Below are 663 nucleotides of genomic sequence, written 5' to 3'. Positions count from 1 at the left end.
AAGCCTTCAGTAGCTCTGGCCGCTGAACTAAAGGTGCAGATCGTATTCCGCCTGGTTCGCTACAAAGCTTAAGGTGTAGGGCATGCTTACGACCAAAATCAAATCTGAGCGCAAAGCTGCTGACTGGCAAACTGACCTGTCCAACTGCGTTGGCTTTTCCATCGAAAATCAGGGCAATTCAGTTTGCCATTTTGGCGACAAGGAAGAAAATGCCTTTAACATCGAGCTTTCGCCCGGCACAGCCCGGGAGTTCAGAACCTCAGAGTGTGCGCCCCTTAAGCAGGTACTTCAGGGCAGATTCAGCCCGGATCCTGAATTTACCGGCAGCCAGCAAGTCAATTCTATCCTGATTGTAAAAACGGTGCTTATGCGCACCACAAGCGAAAAATAACCTATGTCAGCCGGAGCAATGCAAAACCCTGGAAACCGCTTTACCAGGCTCACCAAATGGGGAGAAATAATGGGCAACATCTTTGCCCAAAAAGACCTGGCCTCTTACCTGGACTTTACCACCTTCGACCTGACCAATACCATTGAGCTGGGCGCTGCCATTGTGTTAAGCCTTTGGAAAATCGGCAGGCCTGCAGGCGTATTGGCAGATGAGCGGGTAAGGGTAAAAAAGCAGGTAGTTGTAAAGGCTGATTATCCACATGCAGAACTCTC

At 49.8% G+C, this 663-nt stretch carries 2 protein-coding genes; both read left to right on the top strand.

Going from position 1 to position 663, the window contains the following annotated elements; genetic code table 11:
* Positions 1 to 82 precede the first annotated feature (82 nt).
* A complete protein-coding gene (locus B879_RS21435; protein ID WP_009187251.1) occupies positions 83 to 391 on the top strand; it encodes a hypothetical protein in 309 nt (102 codons plus the stop codon).
* Between the two features lie 3 nt (positions 392 to 394).
* Positions 395 to 663 (top strand): hypothetical protein (locus B879_RS21430; RefSeq protein WP_040401648.1); only part of this gene is annotated, 269 nt, incomplete at its 3' end.

The sequence above is a fragment of the Cecembia lonarensis LW9 genome (assembly GCF_000298295.1).
In the GTDB taxonomy this organism is placed as follows: domain Bacteria; phylum Bacteroidota; class Bacteroidia; order Cytophagales; family Cyclobacteriaceae; genus Cecembia; species Cecembia lonarensis.
The sequence above is the reverse complement of the archived record's forward strand: the minus strand, read 5'-3'. Positions and strand labels throughout refer to the sequence as shown.

Excerpts from the sequence above, each read along its gene's own strand:
- B879_RS21435 (WP_009187251.1), top strand. The coding sequence starts at position 83 with ATGCTTACGACCAAAATCAAATCTGAGCGCAAAGCTGCTGACTGGCAA.